Below are 18,184 nucleotides of genomic sequence, written 5' to 3'. Positions count from 1 at the left end.
ATGCAGACGCGGCAATTGTGGCAAATCGGCAGACGCGGTGGTACGGCCTTCTGAATCGCCGCCGACAGGCCTATACCCTGTCGTCACCGCTCTTTCGGGACGACGGCGAACGGAGAAGAAATGACCAATGAATTGCAGGGCCGCCCGGCCCAGATCGCCGCGATGCGCGAGCGGGCAGAGGCCGACATGCGGCGGATCGGCGTCGACGCTGAATTCATCGACCTGCTGGTGGAAACCTTCTACCAGCGCATCCAGGCTCATCCGCGCCTCGGGCCGGTTTTCGACGCGCGGCTTGCCGGGCGCTGGCCGCAGCACATGGAGAAGATGAAGCGCTTCTGGTCGGCGATCGCGCTGAAGACCGGGGCCTATGGCGGCAAACCGGTGCAGGCTCACACGGGGGTCGAGGGGCTGGTGCCGGAGCTGTTTCCCGAATGGCTCGGCCTGTTTGCGGCGACGCTCACCGATATCGCCCCCACCCCGGAGGCGCGTGATTGGTTCATGACGACTGCCGAGCGGATCGCCAAGAGCATGTTTCTGGCGCTGTTCTACAACCCAGCCGACGACGCTCCCGCCGCGCCGGCCGCCTAGCCGTCCGATCAGGGAGACAGCGTTGCACCGACGCTAGCGGCGACGACGAAGGCCGTGCCCAACATCTGCAGCAGCGTCATCGGCTGCGCTAGCACCAGGAAGCCCGCGAGCGCGCCCAGTGCCGGCTCCAGGCTCATCAGGATGCCAAAAGACGATGTCGGCATCCGGCGCAGTGCCACCATCTCGAGCGCATAGGGAAGCAGCGGAACGAGGACGGCGAGGCCGAGCATTTCGCCCAGCCCCGTCAAAGACAGGGCGCCGACTGAAGCCGGCAGGCCGAACGGCGTTGCCACCAGCGCGGCGACGGCCAGAGACATGGCGAGGCCCTCGAATCCCTTGAAGGCGGCACCGACTTTCTTGGTGAGGACGATGTAGATGGCCCAGCCGACCGCCGACGCCAGCGCGAACAGAACGCCCGGCAGATTGCCGACCCAGCCCTGCTCGTCTCGCGCCAGCAACACCACGCCAATGCCCGCCACCAACGGCCAGGCCAGCCGCCAACCGACGCCGTAGCCGAAAGCTGCGACCGACAGCGGACCGAGAAAGTCGATCGCAACGAGCAGTCCGAGCGGAATGCGCTGGATTGCCGCGAAGAACGACATGGTCATCAGGGCCGTGACCGTTCCGAGCAGCAGGGCGCTCAGCCATTGGCGGCGGCTATAGTGGAAGATGCGGGGCCGGACGATGGCGGCGAGAATGAGCGCGGCGAAACCCAGCCGCAGCCAGGTGGCCCCCATGGCGCCATAGAGGTCGATGGCCGACGACGAGAGAGCGGCTCCGAACTGAATCGACGTCATCGAGAGCAGGCACATGAGCGCGCCGGCCGCCATGCCGCCTGACGGCACATTTTCCGACTTGGGCATCAGCGGCGCACCGCCGTCGCTGCCCATCGTCACTCCCGCCTGATCCATGATCGTCCCCCGTTTGCGCCCTTCCTAGTCCGGCGTCGAGGCGACCGCAAACGCGCAATTGTCATGGCGGCATCAAAGAAATCGATGGCCGCAGATCAGGATTCCAACCCCGTCAGCACGTTGGCAACGTTGAGGCCGATTTCCGGAACACCGTAGCCACCCTCCATGCAGGTCAAAACAGGCAGGCCGGCGCCAGCTATCATCGTCCCCATGCGGCCGAAATCCTCTGACGTCAGCTTGAAGAACGAGATCGGATCGCGCTCGAAGGTGTCCACCCCGAGCGACAGCACGATGGCCTCGGCACCCGACGCCTTGATGCGGGCCAGCGCATCGGCCAGCGCTGCAGACCATGCGGGCCATGCGGTGCCGCGCGGGAGCGGATAATTGGCGTTGCAGCCTTCCCCGGGACCACTGCCTGTCTCGTCCGCATAGCCCCAGAAATAGGGGAAGGCGTCGGCGGGCTCGCCGTGCAACGAGGCAAAGAAGATGTCGCCGCGCTGATAGGTGATATCCTGCGTACCGTTGCCGTGATGAAAATCCACATCGAGGATGGCGACCTTTTTCGCGCCATGTTCGAGCAACCGCTCGGCGGCCGCAGCGGCGTTGTTGATGAAGCAATAGCCGCCGAAGAGGTCGATGCCGGCATGGTGACCGGGCGGGCGGCAGAGCGCGAAGGCGAAACGATTGCCGGCGGCAAGCCAGTCGGCGCCTTCGAGCGCGCAGCGCATGGCGGCTAGTGCCGCCTCATAGGTGCCGTCGGTGATCGAGGTTTCGGTGGCATTGGCATAATAGCCGAGCATGCCGTCGATGTCGTTCGGAACGCGCAGGGTGGAGCGTCGCACCGGCAGGGAGGTCGCGATCGCCTCCCCTTCGGCACCGCTTGCCTTCCACAACCGCCAGGCCTTCGACAGAAAATCGAGATAGCCTGCATCATGGACCTTCAGGGCCGTTTCCAGGCCATAGGACTTCGGCGCGACGATATCGGCAAACCCTCTTTCCTGCAACGCCGCCAATATCCACTCGGCCCGGAATGGCCCCTCGAAGGGCGTTACCAATAGGCCGCCGTGCAATTCCGTCTTGGCATCGCGCAGCTTGTGGTCCTCGGAGTAGATAATGCGCATCGGCGGCTCCCTCATGGTGTGCGGCTGGATAGAACGGGGCAGACGGGCAGACTGTCAAGCCGTCGGCTGGCCGATCCGCTTGTAGAACACCGTCGTGTCGCAGAAGCCGCCTTGCGGCCAGAGGGCATAATCCGGAATGACGCCGGCGCGGATCCAGCCGAGCTTCGGATAGATTTCTTCGGCCGGGCTGCCGGTTGCCGTGTCCAGCACGAGCAGGATCTTGCCGCGCGCGGCGGCCTCGCGGTCGGCCGCCTGCATCAGTTGGCGGGCCAGTCCCTTGCCGCGACCGGAGCGGTGGACCAGCAGCTTCTTCAGATCACCCCGATGCGGCTGATTCGGCATCTGCGCCAGGCCGACCTGCACGGTGCCGAGAATAACACCATCGACTTCGGCCACCAGCAGCACTGTAGCGCCCGATGCCACGGCGCGCGCCACCTCCGCCCAGTATGGCTCGGCATCGGCGACCCCGTAAGGCTTCATGAAGCCGACCGACGCGTCGTCGTTGACGCAATCGGACAGGACCTCGGACAAGGCCGGAATGGCGGCCACGGCCTCGGGGCCGGAGAGCAGGCGGACGGCGATCATGATAGGCTCCTCATGGGACTAGGCGAATTGATGGGCGCCGCGCTCGAGCACGACGCAATAACGGGCCGGGCTATTGCCCGGATTGTGGAAGGCATGGCCGTCGCCGACAGGCATGTAGAGGCAGTCGCCGGGATGCAGCAGGTGGACAGCATCCGCCGTCGTCATTTCGAGCAGCCCCTCGAACAGCCAGATATGCTGGGTCATGCCACGGCTGGCTGCATGCGGCGGAAAGCTGACGCGGGCCCCGGCCGGGAACTCCACCTCGATGATATCGACCGGCGCACCGGCGCCGTCAGGCGACACCGCGCGCCTGAGATAGCCGGTCTCCGGATCTCGCCAGACCTGCTGCTCGGCGCGGCGCGACAGTGGCGATGCCGCCCCGCCCTCATCGGCAAAGAAGGCCGAGAGCGACAGACCGAGGGCCGCGCAAAGGCGGGCCAGAAGCGCTGCCGTCGGGCTTGCTTCGGCGCGCTCGATGCGCGAGATCATTGCCCGGCTGACCCCCGCCTCCGCCGCCAACTCATCCAGCGTCAACGAGCGGGTGATTCGCAGGTTGCGCAGCCGTGTGCCGATGGCAATGTCCAGTTCGTCTTGCATCTCTACCATCCGATTTCCACTATATCAGATATCTTTCTCTCTTTATGGAATCAAGTCCCGATTGCGCCGGTCAAGCGGCCTCCGACATGCTGCATAAAGCGCCGAGGCGCCCTATCAGCCAGCCGTTTTCCGCTTTGCGGTATCGGACGGCGCTGCTATATGGCGCGCATGAGCACCGATCCGAACCGCACCCCACTCGACCATATCCGCAACTTTTCCATCGTCGCGCATATCGACCATGGCAAATCGACGCTTGCCGACCGGCTGATCCAGTCGACGGGCGGCCTTGCCGAACGCGACATGTCGGAGCAGGTGCTCGACAGCATGGATATCGAGCGCGAGCGCGGCATCACCATCAAGGCCCAGACGGTGCGCCTGCACTACCAGGCGAACAACGGCGAGAAATACGTCCTCAACCTGATCGACACGCCCGGGCACGTCGACTTCGCCTACGAGGTCTCCCGTTCGCTGTCGGCCTGCGAGGGATCGCTGCTGGTGGTCGACGCGTCGCAGGGCGTCGAGGCGCAGACGCTTGCCAACGTCTACCAGGCCATCGACAACAACCACGAGATCGTCACCGTTCTCAACAAGATCGACCTGCCGGCCGCAGAGCCCGACCGCATCCGCGAGCAGATCGAGGAAGTCATCGGCATCGACGCCAGCCAGGCCGTGCTGATTTCGGCCAAGACCGGCTTCGGCATCCCCGAGGTTCTGGAAGCCATCGTTCACCAGCTGCCGGCGCCGAAGAGCGAATTCGGCGACAAGGGTCCGCTGAAGGCGCTACTGGTCGACAGCTGGTACGACACCTATCTCGGCGTCATGGTGCTGGTGCGCATCATCGACGGCGTACTGACCAAGGGCCAGACCATCCGCATGATGGGCACGGACGCCAAATACCAGGTCGAGCGCGTCGGAGTGCTGACGCCGAAGATGCTGGCCGTCGACAGCCTCGGGCCGGGCGAAATCGGCTTCTTCACCGGCTCGATCAAGGAAGTGGCCGACACACGCGTCGGCGATACCATCACCGAGGACAAGAAGCCGACGGCGCAGGCGCTGCCGGGCTTCAAGCCGGCCCAGCCGGTGGTCTTCTGCGGCTTGTTCCCGGTCGATGCCGCCGATTTCGAGGATCTGCGCGCGGCCATGGGCAAGCTGCGCCTCAACGACGCGTCGTTCTCGTTCGAAATGGAATCGTCTGCGGCGCTCGGCTTCGGCTTCCGCTGCGGCTTCCTCGGCCTGCTGCATCTCGAAATCATCCAGGAACGCCTCGAGCGCGAGTTCGACCTCGACCTCATCGCCACCGCCCCGTCGGTGGTCTACAAGCTGAACATGACGGATGGCACCGAGCGCGAGCTGCACAACCCGGCCGACATGCCTGATGTCGTGCGCATCTCGGAAATCCACGAGCCGTGGATCAAGGCGACGATCCTGACGCCGGACGACTATCTCGGCGGCATCCTCAAGCTTTGCCAGGACAGGCGCGGCATCCAGACCGAGCTCACCTATGTCGGCAAGCGCGCCATGCTGACCTACGAGCTGCCGCTCAACGAAGTCGTGTTCGATTTCTACGACCGCCTGAAGTCGATCTCCAAGGGCTATGCCTCGTTCGACTACCATCTCGACGACTACAAGGAAGGCAACCTTGTGAAGATGTCGATCATGGTCAACGGCGAGCCGGTCGACGCACTGTCGATGCTGGTCCACCGCTCGGCCGCCGAAAAGCGCGGCCGCGACATGTGCGAGAAGCTGAAGGACCTGATCCCGAGGCACATGTTCAAGATCCCGATCCAGGCGGCCATCGGCGGCAACGTCATCGCCCGCGAAACGATCTCGGCCATGCGCAAGGACGTGACCGCAAAATGCTACGGCGGCGACGCCTCACGCAAGCGCAAGCTGCTCGACAAGCAGAAGGCCGGCAAGAAGCGCATGCGCCAGTTCGGCAAGGTCGACATTCCGCAGGAAGCGTTCATTGCGGCGCTGAAGATGAGCGACGAGTGAAGTCTCGCTCTCGCCTGCCAGGCATATGAACGAATAGGTTGTGGCCCATTGACGCGAGTGAATACTTAGTTGAATGATTTCCCTCATAACGAGTGGGGGGAAAGCATGAGTACGATAGAAGAAAGTCTGCGCGCTATATCTGAGCGCGTGAAATCGCATTCCAGTACCATGATCACGGAAGAAGCCGTGAAGACGGCAGTGGTGCTGCCTTTTCTTCGATCGTTGGGATATGATGTCTTTGACCCATCGGAGGTCATTCCCGAATTTACTGCTGACGCTGTTGGGAAGAAGGGCGAAAAAGTCGATTATGCGATTAAGATCGACGGCGACATTCGTATCCTCATTGAATGCAAGCCCATCTCGGTCGCACTCGAGAAAAAACACCTCGACCAGCTTTATCGGTATTTCAGTGTCACGAACGCAAAATTCGCCATTCTTACGAACGGGCGTACTTTCAACTTCTACACCGACCTGGATGCCGTAAATAAGCTGGATACTCGCCCTTTCCTTATATTCGATGTTACCGACTTTAACGCCGGCATCCTCGCCGAACTGCGAAAATTCGAAAAGGGCGCGTTCGACGTCAACGCCATTCTGGCGACAGCCGAACGGCTCAAATATACCTCCGGCGCCAAACAGGTTATTTCTAAACTCATTGAAGATCCGTCAGAGGAATTCGTGAAACTCATCTCGGCAGGTTTCTACGAGGGAACGAGGACCGCATCGGTTCGAGAGATGCTCACCGTTGTGGTGCGGGCCGCTTTCCGCGAAGTGATCATGGATACCGTCAAGAGCCGTCTTTCAAACGCACTGGCGGACACGCAGGAGGTCATCGAGAAGATCGATGAGCCGATTGCTGAAGATCCGGAAGTCGTCACGACTGACGAAGAGCGGGAAGGTTTCATGATTGTGAAGGCAATCGTCCGCGATACGATCGCTCCGAAACGCGTCGTCATGCGCGACCAGAAAAGCTACTGCGGCATCCTGGTCGACAATAACAATCGTAAGCCTCTCGCCCGGCTTTGGTTTAATCGGGCGGTGAAGTACATTGGGATGTTCGATGGTGAAAATGAAGAGCGTATTATAATCGACAGCCTGGACCAAATTTACGATCACAGCGAACGTCTTCGCTTGACAGCGAAAAAATATGTCGGGACCCCAATCTGACTCTCCTTGGCTTAATCGGACGCTGAGGGGAAGACAGCTGGCATGTTGCTGCGCGCGGATGGCGGCTTTAAACTGAGCCGCCGGAGGAAATCAGACATGACAGCCAAACCCCGCATCACCATTCTCTACTGCACCCAATGCAACTGGCTGCTGCGCGCCGCCTGGATGGCGCAGGAGCTTTTGCAGACCTTTGGCGACAGTCTCGGCGAGGTGGCGCTGCTGCCGGGGACGGGCGGCAACTTCGAGATCCGGGTCGACGAGGCGCTGGTCTGGGAACGCAAGCGCGACGGCGGCTTTCCGGGGCCAAAGGAATTGAAGCAGCGGGTGCGCGACATGATCGAGCCCGGACGCGATCTCGGTCACACCGACAGGACATCGGCGGAAGGTTGACGCCCCTCCAGCACGTCAACGCAAGAGACAACGCGTCGGACGGTTGCCGGGCCCGACATAGCTGTCGGTGCGGGCATCATAGGAGCGGTAGCGCTCCAGGCAGCGCTGGCGGTGGAGGCTGGGGTCGACCAGCAGCGGGCGCGCCGCCTGTGGCCGCTTGGCCGGCGTCTGCTGACGTGGGATGAAGCGCGGCGGACCGGCGGCATCGGGCCTGTAATAGCGCGGGCCCGTCTGATCGGTCGGCTGCATGGTCGGCCGGCTGTAGCTTTGGCGCGGCCCGAAGGTAAAGCAGCCACGGGTGTCGCATTTGGTCAGGACATCGATGACAGGCAGCCCGCGCTCGATTGCCCGGACGGCCGGCTGAGGCATGGCGGAGGCGGCGCCCGGCAGCACCAGCAAAAGCATTGCCGCAAGGCCCATGCCTGTCCGACGCCGCATGTTGCTGCCGCGCTTGGCACGCTCATCCCGGCGCCGGCACACCTCAAAACTGGCTGTCATCATTCCGCTTTCTTTCATCCGTTACATCCACTGATATAGGTCGCCCTCCCCCTCTCGCCCAGGCCGTGCCGTTTGAAAGCAGGCGGCGAATTGTCGGTATTGGTTGATCGCATCCCGGAGGTGCGGCATAAAACGCCATCATCATCAGGAGTTATCGCGTGAGCAGTCTGAAATTTGGAACGAGCGGCCTTCGCGGCCTTTCCGTCGATCTTGAGGGCCGCGCCTCGGCGCTCTATGCCACCGCCTTTGCCCGACATCTGTTGAAAAGTGGCCACGCCAGGCTGGGCGACTTCGTTCTCGTCGGTCGCGATTTCCGCGAATCGAGCCCCTCGGTTGCGGCCACATGCATCGGCGCGCTGGAGCGCGCCGGCCTGGTGCCAATCGACTGCGGCGCGATCGCCACGCCGGCGCTGGCGCTCTATGGGCTCGATCTCGGTGCCGCCAGCCTGATGGTAACCGGCTCGCATATTCCGGCCGACCGCAACGGCATCAAATTCTATCGCCCGGACGGCGAGATCGACAAGCAGGACGAACTGGCGATCACCCAAGAGGCCGATGCCATCGGCGACGATGCCATCGACGCGACGCCGGCTCGGGCCGAGGACCGCAGCGGCCAGGCAGACGCGCAGTTCTTCGCCCGCAATGCCGCGTTGCTGCCGGCGGGCAGCCTCGCCGGTCTGACCGTCGGGGTCTACGAGCACAGCACCGTCGCGCGCGACCTGCTCGGGCTCGTGCTGTCCCATTTCGGCGCCCGTGTGGTGCCACTCGGCCGCTCCGACAGCTTCATCCCGGTCGACACCGAGGCAGTCTCTCCCGAGACGGTCGAATTGCTGCGCGGCTGGACAAAGCAGCATCGGCTTGACGCGATCGTTTCGGCTGACGGCGATGGCGACCGGCCGCTGGTGTCGGACGAGCAGGGAGAGCCGCTGCGCGGCGATCTCCTGGGCCTGATCGCCGCCAATTTTCTAAGCGCCGGCGTGCTGGTCACGCCCGTCACCTCGAATTCAGGCATCGAGGCTGCCGGCCGCTACCGCGTTACCCGCACCCGCGTCGGCTCGCCCTACGTGATCTCGGGCATGAACGCGGCGCTGGAAGCCGGCGAGCCAGGCGTCATCGGTTTCGAGGCAAACGGCGGGACGCTGACCGCAACCCCCTTCGCCATCGGCGGCACCACCCTCAAGCCACTGCCGACCCGCGACAGCTTCCTGCCGATTCTGGCAACGCTACATGCGGCGGCTTCGGCCAAGGAAACGCTCTCCGAGGTGGCCGCCCGCTACCGCCTGCCCTTCGCCGCCGCCGACCGGCTGGAAAACTTCCCGCTCGAGACCAGCGGCGCGCTGATGGCCCATCTGCGGGCCTCACAGGCGGCGCTGGAGACGTTTCTTGCGCCGATCGGGTCAGTTGCCTCATCCAGCGACATTGACGGCCTGCGGGTCATGCTGACCGACGGCCGGATGATCCATTTCCGTCCTTCCGGCAACGCGCCGGAAATGCGTTGCTATGTCGAGGCTCCGACCGAAAAGGACGCGAAGACGTTGTTGGAGCAAGGGCTTGGGCTGATCCGTAACTTCGCGAAAACAGGACAATAATCGGCTTTTTGGGGGAATGACATGAAAACTTCAAAAACGCTGTTGACAGCAGCGGACGACCCCCTTACATGCCTGACCGTCGCCCAGATGGCGGAATTGGTAGACGCGCCAGCTTCAGGTGCTGGTACCCGAAAGGGTGTGGAGGTTCGAGTCCTCTTCTGGGCACCATTCCATTTTTGATCGCTGCCAGATCAAGACCTTAACGCAAATCGATGTTGTTATATTTCACCCCCTCGGGGGCGCCGGTGGGCTCTGTTTTATCCCTGTACGTCGGCCTAGCGGTTACGGTCGTTGTATTGCCAGTAGCTGTAGTTCGGGGGGCGCGTGCTTTCGGAGATGACGCCATTCTGGTTGCAGACGTAGACCAGACGCGGATAGTCTCGGTAGAAACTGCGGTAGCCGAAGCTTAGATCCGCAGTCCTTGTCCAGCAGGTGAAATTCTCCTCCGGCGTATGCGGCGCTGTTACGCCCGGCAGGTTCTTGTAGGGATAGGTCGGCTTTGTCCATGTAAGCTTGGGCGAACCTTCGGCAAGCGCGGGAACGGCTGCAAGGCCGATCAGCGCCATACAGGCGATAACAAGTTTCAATCTCGACATTTTGGCCCAATCCCTTCGACGGGCGTGCAGCGCACATCCTCCCTACATATAGTCACGGACGCGCCCAAGGAGAAGCTGTGTCATCCCGCAAAACCGTTGGGGTGAGGATCACATCTTCCTGAAAATCCCGGAACATATCCGGTCGTCATAAATGGAGATGTCTCGCCGGCTTGTAGTTGGCGGATAAGCATGGCATTAAATAGCGTACCGAGATAAGTGCAACCTGGAATCGCTTCGGTGTCTCGATATGCTTATCTCCGCCTTCAGCGGCATGGATGAGTATTGGTCTGTTGGAGTTGTGCTCATGCTTGAACGGGTCGAACCGACGAAGGTCGGTGTCGAAATGGCTATGCCAGCGTCCCCGCTCCGAATCTATGTGATCAACCTTGATCGCTGCACTGAACGCTGGGCGCGGATGCGTAGCCAGGCGATCCAGTTCGGTTTGAATATCGTCCGCGTGGCGGCTATCGACGGCCATAGCGTCGACGACGAGCAACGGGTAGGTTTCCATCCTCGATCCTTCTATTTTCACAACGGCCGGACGATTCTGGCCGGCGAGTATGGGTGCTATCGCAGCCATCTCCTGGCGCTCGAGACCTTTGTTTTAAGTGGCGAATCCATGGCGATCGTGGTGGAAGACGATGTTGACCTCAATCCCGGCCTGATCCCACGCGCCGTGGAAGCCGTCAGCGCCGTAAGCGCCGTAAGCAGCGTGAAGTCCGGCGGTCGTGTCATCAAGCTTGCCAACCATCGCAAGGTCGGCTTTCGCGCCTTGGCGTCGACGGTTCACGGCGATGTCGTCGGCCGCTGTCGCCACGGGCCGCAAGGCTCGGCAGCATGCTATATCGTGACCCGTCAGGCGGCTCTGAACCTCCTGCAGACGATGGACACCATGTTGCTGCCCTTTGACGTTGCTCTCGAGCGAGGCTGGTCGACAGGCGTAGAAACCTTTTCGACAGAAGACAATCTGGTCGAGTTCAGCCCGCACCGTCGGGATACGACGATCGGCAAGCGCGCCCATTATCGGGCGGTCAAGCCGCACTTTATGCTGCGCATCACGACCCACTGGTTTCGGGTTCACGATCAGATGCGCCGGTGGTTCTATGCCACATGGGCATGCCACAAGATGGAACATCTGCCGAGCTCTGCGAGAACGCAGCAAGCCAATTGACGTCAACAATACGGGCGCCGGGTGCACTCAGCCAAGACAATCGGTTCGCGGCTAGCACGCCTGGCCTTACACCAGGATGTCAGCCTCGCGTTCGCGGAAGACGAGATCGACCACGTCGCCATTGGGGGCGTATCCTGAAACAAGCATCTTCAGTATCGTCTGGGCGAGAGGGATGTCGTTGTCGTCCAATGCCTGTTCCAAGGCCGCCAGGCGCTGCGACAAATCCTGCCACGCCAGAAAATCCTCGCGCGCGCGCATGATGCGCGGATGCGGCGTCGGCTGCGGGTTGTCGCCGATCAGCAGCTCTTCATAAAGCTTTTCACCGGGACGCAAGCCGGTGATGCGCAGTTCGATATCCCCTTCGGGATTATCTTCATCCATGATGCTGAAACCGGACAGTTCAACCATGCGACGGGCGAGATCGACGATTCGCACCGGCTCTCCCATGTCGAGAAGAAAAACGTCGCCACCGGAGGCCATGGCGCCAGCCTGAATGACCAGCTGCGACGCCTCGGGAATGGTCATGAAATAGCGGGTGATATCAGGATGGGTAAGGGTTACCGGACCGCCTTCGCGAATCTGCTGGCGAAACAGCGGCACCACGGAACCGGATGAGCCGAGAACGTTACCGAACCGCACCATCGAGAAGCGCGTGGGCGTGCCGCTGACCGCCCGATCCGCATCCAGCGCCTGCAGCACCATCTCTGCGAGCCGTTTGCTGGCGCCCATGATATTGGTGGGCCGCACGGCCTTGTCGGTGCTGATGAGCACGAAGTTCTCGACACCGGCGATCTGGGCGGCCGTGGCTGCGGCCACTGTGCCCATGACATTGTTCCTGATGCCCTCGCCCGGATTGTATTCGACCAGCGGCACATGCTTGTAGGCGGCCGCATGATAGACGGTGCTCGGCTTCCAGGCTGTCATGATCTGCTGCAGGCGAGGCGCGTCACGAACCGAGGCGAGGAACGGGATGATGCGGATCGGCGTGTCCGGGTAGGCAAGGGCCGCCTTTTCGAGCTCGCCGAGAATGAGATAGAGGCCGAACTCGTTCTGCTCCACCAGAAGCAGACTGGAAGGACGGTTCTTGACGATCTGGCGACACAGCTCGCTGCCGATCGATCCGCCGGCGCCGGTCACAAGAACGACCTTGCCGCGGATGTTGCGGTCAAGCAGTGCCTGGTCGGGCGCGATGACATCGCGGCCGAGCAAATCTTCGATGTCCAGTTCCCGCAGGTCGGAAACGGCGATGCGCCCCTGTGCCAGGGCGGTGAGATCCGGCATGGTGCGAACCGTGACGCGCGCCTTGCGTATACTCTCGAGGATCTCGTTTCGACGCTGCCGTGTCGCATTCGGGAGAGCCAAGAGCACGTCGCGTATTTCCCCGGTCGCGACCAGCGCCGGCAGATCGGTGGGGTTGTAAATGGGCAATCCAGCCATGATGCTGCCCTGGAGATGCCGGTCGTCGTCGAGAAAGCCGACGACATTGACCTCGGAGCTGTTGGCAAGGGCCGCCGCGAGCTGCCGGCCGGAGGCGCCGGCGCCGTAGATCAGAACCTTGGCGAGGGCACTGCGGTTGAGGAGCCTCTGGTAGGCGTTGCCGAGCCAGTAGCGCGTCCACATCCGCGACAGGCCGACAGCGATCAGCAGCAGCAACGGCTGCAATATGCCAACCGTGCGCGGTACGCCTGGAATGCTGATTGCGGTGAAAATCGTCATGAAGGCAAGGCCATAGATGGCCACCGCCTTGACGACCGTCATGAAGGCGGAGAGGCCCGCATAGCGGAAGATGGCCCGGTAGAGGCCAAGAACGACGAAGATCGGAATGGCGAGCAGCAGCGAGACGATAGCCGGAACCCATTCGACGCCCTCGAGGATCACCCAACCGTCCAGTCGCAGGCAATAGGAAAACCACACTGTCAGCACGCAAAGGCTGGCGTCGACCATCAGGGCGAAGGCGCGCTTGGTCGTCCGTGGCAATGCCAAAAAGGGAAGAACAAGCCGATCGGCAGGTACCATCAACAATTCCTCAGGCGCCGGTTACCCGGTCGATCACTATATTTTCTGGGGCAAATCGGCCCTCTCCTGAAAACCACTTATGTCTTGCTGCTTTCAGCAACAAAAGGCAATTGCGTGATATGGAAGATTGGCATTTTTACGGGCGTTCCGACGCTTTGCACCATCCGGGACGATAGGAGCGCTGGAGACAATGGATGCCGCCAACGTGCTGCGACGCTGGATGCCTTGACGATCATCGTGAAATGATCGACCAAAAGCGCACCAATAGCGGCCGGTCATGGGAAGTTTCATCCGACGTGTCACTCGCTTATTTCATTTGCGCTATCCGTGCAGCTGCATCCCACGCACCTCTCCGCTCCTGGCCCAGGGCGCTGGCCTGATGCGCGACAGCGACAGCAGCAATGTCCAAGAGATTGGCTTCATCCTGATCCCCGGCTTTGCGCTGATGTGTTATGCTTCCGCCGTCGAGCCGCTGCGGGCTGCCAATCTTCTCGCCGGCCGTGAAATCTACCGTTTCCGTGTGTTTTCTCCGCAAGGCGCCTTCGCACTCGCCTCCAATGGTGTGCAGGTTCCGGCGGAACCGCTGCCAGGCCGTGGCGAGCGGCTGCACACGGTCTTTGTGGTTGCCGGCGGCCATCCCGACGAGTGGAACTGGCCGAACGTCTATGCGACGCTGCGGACGCTCGACCGCGACGGCGTGCGCATCGGCGGCATTTCTGGCGGACCCTATCTGCTTGCCGCTGCCGGCCTTCTGTCCGGGGAGCGTTTCACAATCCATTGGGAGCATGCGCCGGCGCTAATCGAGCGTTTCCCTGGCATGGCGCCACTGCAGGCACGTTACATCATCGACGGCAAGCGGTTGACCTGCGGTGGGGGGGTGGCGCCGCTCGACATGATGCATGCGATCATCGCGGCCCGCATGGGCGCCGATTTTGCACGCCGGGTCAGCGACTGGTATCTGCACCGACATGTCAGTTCCGCCGCAGAGCCCCAGCGCGCCTCCGAGGCGGAGCGCCATGGCACGCATCATCCAATCCTGCTCGCGGTGATCGAGAAGATGGAGACGACGATCGAACAGCCGCTCGATCGCAAGGCCATGGCGATCTTCGCGCAGATCACGCCGCGCCATCTCGACAGGCTGTTTGCAACGCGGCTCAACTCCACCTTCTTGGCCGAATACCGCCGGATCAGGTTGGCCCATGCCCGTAAGCTGCTGCAGCAAAGCAGCCTGTCCGTATCGGAAATCGCCTTTGCCTGCGGCTTCTCAAACCCGGGCCATTTTGCGCGCTGCTATCGCGAGGCCTACGGAGGCTCACCCAAAACAGCCCGGAAAACTGGCTGACGTCCCTCACCTATCTTTCTTTGAGGGAAATATATTTTCTTGCCAGTTGAAGTGATTTCGGATTCTTGCTAGGCCTTTTCCGACGATCAATCGGAGGTTTTCATCATGTGCGGTATTGTCGGCCTGTTCCTCAAGGACAAGAGCCTGGAACCGAAACTCGGTGAGATGCTGTCCACCATGCTGGTGACGATGACCGACCGTGGTCCGGACTCGGCCGGCATCGCGATCTATGGTGGGGCAGCGGGCAGCGAGGCCAAGATCACCGTGCAATCCCCGACGCCGGCAAAGGATTTTGCGGGGCTTCAGGCGGAGCTGGAACAGGCGCTGGGCCAGGCCATTTCCGTCGAGGCCAAGAGCACCCATGCCGTCATCACGCTGCCGAGGGACAAGCTCGAGGAGGGCCGCGCGGCGCTCTCGGAGTTGTGCCCCGATATCCGCATCATGAGCAGCGGCGATTCGATCGAGATCTACAAGGAAACCGGGCTGCCACGCGATGTGGTCCAGCGCTTCGGCGTCGCCGGCATGTCCGGCACGCACGGCATCGGCCATACCCGCATGGCAACGGAATCGGCCGTCACGACGCTGGGTGCCCATCCCTTCTCCACCGGCTCCGACCAGTGCCTGGTGCACAATGGGTCCCTCTCCAACCACAACAACCTGCGCCGCGAACTGAAACACCAGGGCATGCGCTTCGAGACGGAGAACGATTCCGAAGTTGCCGCCGCCTATCTGACGGCCGAAATGGCCAAAGGCAAAAATCTCGGTGCGGCACTCGAGGGCGCGGTCGACGATCTCGACGGCTTCTTTACCTTCGTCGTCGGCACCAAGTCCGGGTTCGGCGTGCTGCGCGATGCCATCGCCTGCAAGCCGGCGGTCATGGCCGAGACGGATCAGTATGTCGCCTTCGGTTCCGAATACCGGGCACTGGTCAACCTGCCCGGCATCGAGGCGGCGCGTGTCTGGGAGCCGGAGCCGGCAACCGTCTATTTCTGGGAACACTGACGCGCGCTTGCAGTCGGCCATTCCCATCCGTTCAAGCTTACAGTTGCAGGACATTCCATGCCCACTTTCGATCTTGCGATCACTCCGCTTCGTGACCTCAACCAGGCCCTGCACGATGTTGCGCCGGGGTCGAACGACCTCCATTTCGAGGTGATCAACCCGCGCGGCAGCCACGCCGTCGCCTGCGGCGTAAGTGCGCCCGTTGCGATCGATGTGCAGGGGAATGTCGGCTACTATTGCGGCGGCATGAACGAGGACGCCACCATCACCATCCATGGATCGGCAGGCCCCGGAGTCGGTGAGAACATGATGTCGGGGACGATCGTCGTCAAAGGCGATGCCTCCCAATATGCAGGTGCCACCGCCTGCGGCGGTATGCTCGTCATCGAGGGCAATGCGTCCTCGCGCTGCGGCATCTCGATGAAGGGCGTCGACATCGTCGTGCGCGGCAGCATAGGCCATATGTCGGCCTTCATGGCTCAGGCGGGCAATCTGGTGGTGCTTGGAGATGCTGGCGATGCCTTGGGCGATTCGCTCTACGAGGCGAAGATCTTCGTCCGCGGCACGGTAAAGAGCCTCGGGGCCGACTGCATTCCGAAAGCAATGAAACCGAAGCATCTGGAGCGGCTCGCTCAGCTGCTCGAGAGAGCCGGCATCACCGACGTCAAGCCGGAAGAATTCAAGCGCTACGGCTCCGCCCGAAAGCTCTACACCTTCCATGTCGACAATGCGGACGCCTACTAGGCGACAGCGCTCCGACCTGCGGCGGCACCTTCTGCCGCGATACAGTATAATGCGAATAATCGAGGTCCGCCATGAGCTACCAGAACCCGCCCACCACGCCGCGCCCCTCGGCAACCTTCGACGAATACACCATGTCGGAAATCCGCCGGGCTGCGGCAACAGGGATCTATGACATCCGCGGCGGTGGCGCCAAGCGCAAGCTGCCGCATTTCGACGACCTTCTGTTCCTTGGTGCCTCGATCTCGCGCTATCCGCTCGAAGGCTACCGCGAGAAGTGCGAAACCAACGTCGTGCTCGGCAGCCGCTTTGCCAAGAAGCCTATCGAGCTGAAGATCCCGATCACCATTGCCGGCATGAGCTTCGGTTCGCTGTCCGGCCCGGCCAAGGAAGCGCTTGGACGCGGCGCCACCATCGCCGGTACTTCGACAACGACGGGCGATGGCGGCATGACCGAGGAAGAGCGCGGCCATTCGCAGATGCTCGTCTACCAGTATCTGCCGTCGCGCTACGGCATGAACCCGAAGGATCTTCGCCGCGCCGACGCAATCGAGATCGTCATCGGCCAGGGCGCCAAGCCCGGCGGCGGCGGCATGCTGCTGGGTCAGAAGATATCGGACCGGGTTGCCGACATGCGCACCCTGCCGAAGGGCATCGACCAGCGCTCGGCCTCGCGCCACCCGGATTGGACCGGCCCGGACGATCTTGAGATCAAGATCATGGAACTGCGCGAAATCACCAACTGGGAAAAGCCGATCTATGTGAAGGTCGGCGGTGCCCGCCCCTATTACGACACGGCGCTGGCGGTGAAGGCCGGTGCCGATGTCGTCGTGCTCGACGGCATGCAGGGCGGCACGGCAGCGACGCAGGAAGTCTTCATCGAGAATGTCGGCATGCCGACGCTCGCCTGCATCCGTCCTGCGGTCCAGGCGCTTCAGGATCTTGGCATGCATCGCAAGGTGCAGCTGATAATTTCAGGCGGCATCCGCAACGGGGCGGATGTGGCCAAGGCACTGGCGCTCGGCGCCGATGCCGTTTCCATCGGCACGGCGGCGCTGGTCGCCATCGGCGAGAACGATCCGCGCTGGGCGGCGGACTATGCGGCACTCGGCACGACGGCCGAAGCCTATGACGACTGGCACGAGGGCAAGGACCCTGCCGGGATCACCACCCAGGACCCGGAACTGATGAAGCGCGTCGACCCGATCGCCGCCGGAAGGCGTCTTGCCAACTACCTGAAGGTGATGACGCTGGAGGCGCAGACGATCGCGCGTGCCTGCGGCAAGAACCATGTCCACAATCTTGAGCCGGAGGACCTATGCGCCCTGACGATCGAGGCGTCGGCCATGGCACAGGTACCGCTCGCCGGGACGAGCTGGATACCGGGCAAGGGCGGCTTCTGAGATGAGCGCCTATACCGCGACCATCCTGTGGGAAAGGGGACCGGCAGAGCCGTTCACCGACAACCGCTACGGTCGCGGTCACTCCTGGTCGTTCGACGGCGGCGTCACCTTTCGTGCCTCGTCCTCGCCGCATGTGGTGCCGCGCTATTCGGATCCGTCAGGCGTCGATCCGGAAGAAGCCTTCGTCGCCAGCCTCTCGTCCTGCCACATGCTGACCTTCCTCTATCTCGTGGCCAAGCGCGGCTTCGTCGTCAACCGCTACGAGGACTGCGCCGAAGGGATGATGGCAAAGAACGAGCACGGTCGCATGTGGGTCAGCCGCGTCGTGCTGCATCCGCGCATTGTCTGGGAGGGCAATGGGCCGGATGCGGCTGATTTGGAAGAGCTGCATCACCTGGCGCATGAGGAGTGTTTTATCGCGAATTCGGTGCGCACGGAGGTAACCTGCGAACTCGTCGACTGACAGGCCGGA

At 62.3% G+C, this 18,184-nt stretch carries 18 protein-coding genes and 1 tRNA gene; 12 read left to right on the top strand and 7 right to left on the bottom strand.

What is annotated here, in order from left to right:
• Window positions 1-120: 120 nt before the first annotated feature.
• Entirely contained in the window at window positions 121-588 is a 468-nt protein-coding gene (locus VH564_RS12805) for a group III truncated hemoglobin (protein ID WP_423340221.1), read from the top strand.
• A gap of 8 nt (window positions 589-596) precedes the next feature.
• Here the strand turns inward: VH564_RS12805 and VH564_RS12800 are convergent, their stop codons facing one another.
• The 4 genes from VH564_RS12800 to VH564_RS12785 all read right to left on the bottom strand — a co-directional run bounded on the left by VH564_RS12800 (window position 597) and on the right by VH564_RS12785 (window position 3,802).
• Entirely contained in the window at window positions 597-1,499 is a 903-nt protein-coding gene (locus VH564_RS12800) for an EamA family transporter (protein WP_423340220.1), read from the bottom strand.
• 95 nt (window positions 1,500-1,594) lie between these two features.
• Window positions 1,595-2,620, bottom strand: a complete 1,026-nt coding sequence (locus tag VH564_RS12795; protein WP_423340219.1) for a histone deacetylase family protein — start codon at window positions 2,618-2,620, stop codon at window positions 1,595-1,597.
• A 54-nt stretch (window positions 2,621-2,674) separates the two neighbouring features.
• Window positions 2,675-3,205 (bottom strand): GNAT family N-acetyltransferase, encoded by a 531-nt coding sequence (locus tag VH564_RS12790; protein ID WP_423340218.1) that lies wholly within the window; start codon window positions 3,203-3,205, stop codon window positions 2,675-2,677.
• Window positions 3,206-3,223: 18 nt separating this feature from the next.
• On the bottom strand, window positions 3,224-3,802 hold the full coding sequence (locus VH564_RS12785) for a helix-turn-helix domain-containing protein (RefSeq protein ID WP_423340525.1): 579 nt from the start codon (window positions 3,800-3,802) through the stop codon (window positions 3,224-3,226).
• A 159-nt stretch (window positions 3,803-3,961) separates the two neighbouring features.
• Between VH564_RS12785 and lepA the strand changes: the two genes are divergently transcribed.
• The 3 genes from lepA to VH564_RS12770 all read left to right on the top strand — a co-directional run bounded on the left by lepA (window position 3,962) and on the right by VH564_RS12770 (window position 7,354).
• Window positions 3,962-5,797 (top strand): translation elongation factor 4, encoded by a 1,836-nt coding sequence (gene lepA / locus VH564_RS12780; RefSeq protein WP_423340217.1) that lies wholly within the window; start codon window positions 3,962-3,964, stop codon window positions 5,795-5,797.
• Window positions 5,798-5,902: 105 nt separating this feature from the next.
• Complete coding sequence (locus VH564_RS12775; RefSeq protein WP_423340216.1) at window positions 5,903-6,964, top strand: type I restriction endonuclease; 1,062 nt, start codon at window positions 5,903-5,905, stop codon at window positions 6,962-6,964.
• Between the two features lie 96 nt (window positions 6,965-7,060).
• Complete coding sequence (locus VH564_RS12770; protein ID WP_423340215.1) at window positions 7,061-7,354, top strand: SelT/SelW/SelH family protein; 294 nt, start codon at window positions 7,061-7,063, stop codon at window positions 7,352-7,354.
• Window positions 7,355-7,369: 15 nt separating this feature from the next.
• Here VH564_RS12770 and VH564_RS12765 read toward each other — a convergent pair whose 3' ends face one another.
• Window positions 7,370-7,852 (bottom strand): BA14K family protein, encoded by a 483-nt coding sequence (locus tag VH564_RS12765; RefSeq protein WP_423340214.1) that lies wholly within the window; start codon window positions 7,850-7,852, stop codon window positions 7,370-7,372.
• 167 nt (window positions 7,853-8,019) lie between these two features.
• Here VH564_RS12765 and VH564_RS12760 point away from each other — a divergent pair, with 167 nt between their 5' ends.
• Window positions 8,020-9,441: a phosphomannomutase gene (locus VH564_RS12760; RefSeq protein ID WP_423340524.1), complete on the top strand. Its 1,422-nt coding sequence runs from the start codon at window positions 8,020-8,022 to the stop codon at window positions 9,439-9,441.
• An 81-nt stretch (window positions 9,442-9,522) separates the two neighbouring features.
• Window positions 9,523-9,609: transfer RNA gene (locus VH564_RS12755), tRNA-Leu, on the top strand.
• Window positions 9,610-9,716: 107 nt separating this feature from the next.
• Here the strand turns inward: VH564_RS12755 and VH564_RS12750 are convergent.
• Window positions 9,717-10,037 (bottom strand): hypothetical protein, encoded by a 321-nt coding sequence (locus VH564_RS12750; protein WP_423340213.1) that lies wholly within the window; start codon window positions 10,035-10,037, stop codon window positions 9,717-9,719.
• Window positions 10,038-10,284: 247 nt separating this feature from the next.
• Here VH564_RS12750 and VH564_RS12745 point away from each other — a divergent pair, with 247 nt between their 5' ends.
• Window positions 10,285-11,208 carry a glycosyltransferase family 25 protein gene (locus VH564_RS12745; RefSeq protein ID WP_423340212.1) on the top strand — a complete coding sequence of 308 codons (924 nt, stop codon included), beginning with the start codon at window positions 10,285-10,287 and terminating at the stop codon, window positions 11,206-11,208.
• A gap of 66 nt (window positions 11,209-11,274) precedes the next feature.
• On the opposite strand, the gene VH564_RS12740 is transcribed toward VH564_RS12745, so the two are convergent.
• A complete protein-coding gene (locus VH564_RS12740) occupies window positions 11,275-13,224 on the bottom strand; it encodes a polysaccharide biosynthesis protein (protein WP_423340211.1) in 1,950 nt (649 codons plus the stop codon).
• Window positions 13,225-13,603: 379 nt separating this feature from the next.
• On the opposite strand from VH564_RS12740, the gene VH564_RS12735 reads away from it, so the two are divergent.
• The 5 genes from VH564_RS12735 to VH564_RS12715 all read left to right on the top strand — a co-directional run bounded on the left by VH564_RS12735 (window position 13,604) and on the right by VH564_RS12715 (window position 18,175).
• Window positions 13,604-14,566, top strand: a complete 963-nt coding sequence (locus VH564_RS12735) for a GlxA family transcriptional regulator (protein ID WP_423340210.1) — start codon at window positions 13,604-13,606, stop codon at window positions 14,564-14,566.
• A gap of 105 nt (window positions 14,567-14,671) precedes the next feature.
• Entirely contained in the window at window positions 14,672-15,568 is an 897-nt protein-coding gene (locus VH564_RS12730; protein ID WP_423340209.1) for a class II glutamine amidotransferase, read from the top strand.
• Between the two features lie 57 nt (window positions 15,569-15,625).
• Window positions 15,626-16,312 (top strand): protein GlxC, encoded by a 687-nt coding sequence (locus tag VH564_RS12725; protein WP_423340208.1) that lies wholly within the window; start codon window positions 15,626-15,628, stop codon window positions 16,310-16,312.
• Between the two features lie 71 nt (window positions 16,313-16,383).
• Entirely contained in the window at window positions 16,384-17,712 is a 1,329-nt protein-coding gene (locus tag VH564_RS12720; RefSeq protein ID WP_423340207.1) for an FMN-binding glutamate synthase family protein, read from the top strand.
• Between the two features lies 1 nt (window position 17,713).
• Window positions 17,714-18,175, top strand: a complete 462-nt coding sequence (locus VH564_RS12715) for an OsmC family protein (protein WP_423340206.1) — start codon at window positions 17,714-17,716, stop codon at window positions 18,173-18,175.
• The last annotated feature ends 9 nt before the right edge of the window (window positions 18,176-18,184 follow it).

Origin of the sequence: Rhizobium sp. HT1-10, assembly GCF_049472505.1 — a bacterium.
In the GTDB taxonomy this organism is placed as follows: Bacteria; Pseudomonadota; Alphaproteobacteria; order Rhizobiales; family Rhizobiaceae; genus Rhizobium.
This window is presented reverse-complemented; position numbering and strand designations above follow the sequence as displayed.

What these genes read in the sequence shown, in the direction of transcription:
- VH564_RS12805 (WP_423340221.1), top strand. Translation starts at nt 121, where the DNA reads ATGACCAATGAATTGCAGGGCCGCCCGGCCCAGATCGCCGCGATGCGC.
- VH564_RS12800 (WP_423340220.1), bottom strand. Translation starts at nt 1,499, where the DNA reads ATGGATCAGGCGGGAGTGACGATGGGCAGCGACGGCGGTGCGCCGCTG.
- VH564_RS12795 (WP_423340219.1), bottom strand. Translation starts at nt 2,620, where the DNA reads ATGCGCATTATCTACTCCGAGGACCACAAGCTGCGCGATGCCAAGACG.
- VH564_RS12790 (WP_423340218.1), bottom strand. Translation starts at nt 3,205, where the DNA reads ATGATCGCCGTCCGCCTGCTCTCCGGCCCCGAGGCCGTGGCCGCCATT.
- VH564_RS12785 (WP_423340525.1), bottom strand. Translation starts at nt 3,802, where the DNA reads ATGCAAGACGAACTGGACATTGCCATCGGCACACGGCTGCGCAACCTG.
- lepA (WP_423340217.1), top strand. Translation starts at nt 3,962, where the DNA reads ATGGCGCGCATGAGCACCGATCCGAACCGCACCCCACTCGACCATATC.
- VH564_RS12775 (WP_423340216.1), top strand. Translation starts at nt 5,903, where the DNA reads ATGAGTACGATAGAAGAAAGTCTGCGCGCTATATCTGAGCGCGTGAAA.
- VH564_RS12770 (WP_423340215.1), top strand. Translation starts at nt 7,061, where the DNA reads ATGACAGCCAAACCCCGCATCACCATTCTCTACTGCACCCAATGCAAC.
- VH564_RS12765 (WP_423340214.1), bottom strand. Translation starts at nt 7,852, where the DNA reads ATGACAGCCAGTTTTGAGGTGTGCCGGCGCCGGGATGAGCGTGCCAAG.
- VH564_RS12750 (WP_423340213.1), bottom strand. Translation starts at nt 10,037, where the DNA reads ATGTCGAGATTGAAACTTGTTATCGCCTGTATGGCGCTGATCGGCCTT.
- VH564_RS12745 (WP_423340212.1), top strand. Translation starts at nt 10,285, where the DNA reads ATGCTTATCTCCGCCTTCAGCGGCATGGATGAGTATTGGTCTGTTGGA.
- VH564_RS12740 (WP_423340211.1), bottom strand. Translation starts at nt 13,224, where the DNA reads ATGGTACCTGCCGATCGGCTTGTTCTTCCCTTTTTGGCATTGCCACGG.
- VH564_RS12735 (WP_423340210.1), top strand. Translation starts at nt 13,604, where the DNA reads ATGCGCGACAGCGACAGCAGCAATGTCCAAGAGATTGGCTTCATCCTG.
- VH564_RS12730 (WP_423340209.1), top strand. Translation starts at nt 14,672, where the DNA reads ATGTGCGGTATTGTCGGCCTGTTCCTCAAGGACAAGAGCCTGGAACCG.
- VH564_RS12725 (WP_423340208.1), top strand. Translation starts at nt 15,626, where the DNA reads ATGCCCACTTTCGATCTTGCGATCACTCCGCTTCGTGACCTCAACCAG.
- VH564_RS12720 (WP_423340207.1), top strand. Translation starts at nt 16,384, where the DNA reads ATGAGCTACCAGAACCCGCCCACCACGCCGCGCCCCTCGGCAACCTTC.
- VH564_RS12715 (WP_423340206.1), top strand. Translation starts at nt 17,714, where the DNA reads ATGAGCGCCTATACCGCGACCATCCTGTGGGAAAGGGGACCGGCAGAG.